This is a genomic window from Facilibium subflavum (assembly GCF_003574485.1).
Classification (GTDB): domain Bacteria; phylum Pseudomonadota; class Gammaproteobacteria; order Francisellales; family Francisellaceae; genus Facilibium; species Facilibium subflavum.
The window spans coordinates 1-509 of the sequence record NZ_QLIT01000293.1 but is presented as its reverse complement, the minus strand read 5'-3'; the positions used below and the strand labels follow the sequence as shown (position 1 = coordinate 509).

General features: G+C 30.6%; 1 protein-coding gene and 1 pseudogene. One reads left to right on the top strand and one right to left on the bottom strand.

Annotation, left to right across the window (positions count from 1 at the left end):
• Positions 1-270, top strand: a pseudogene (locus tag DNK84_RS13470) (energy-dependent translational throttle protein EttA); the annotation flags it as partial.
• Here the strand turns inward: DNK84_RS13470 and DNK84_RS13465 are convergent.
• Positions 267-509, bottom strand: a 243-nt coding sequence (locus DNK84_RS13465; RefSeq protein WP_162902493.1) for a hypothetical protein, incomplete at its 5' end; no start/stop codon positions are given. The pseudogene DNK84_RS13470 and the gene DNK84_RS13465 overlap by 4 nt on opposite strands.

Genomic DNA, 509 nt, shown 5'->3' with positions numbered 1-509 from the left:
CTTGATGAACCAACAAACGATCTAGATGTAGAGACTCTAAGAGCACTTGAAGAGGCTATTTTGGCTTTCCCTGGTTGTATTATGGTTATCTCGCATGATAGATGGTTCTTAAACCGTGTGGCTACACATATGCTTGCTTTTGAAGGTAATAGTGAGGTAGTTTGGTTTGAAGGTAACTATGATGCTTATATCGAAGATAAGAAGCGTCGTCTTGGTGATAAGTATGATGCGATTACGAAGATTAAGTATAAAAGAATTTCTGTAGATTAATCTTTAACTTCTATTTTGTTAATATCAAAAGGTTGGTTTGTAGAAACAACCTCATTCCAGTTATCTATACGACACTGATTATCAAAGTTAAAAGATGCTATTTCAACAATTTTAAAGTCAGAGTTATTTTGATATTTTCCATTTATTTGGTATTTAAATATTAAATTATGACTGTTTTGACTTAAATAGTTGAAGTTACTAAAATGCATTTCTTTAATATTTTTGTTAAGCAAAATATC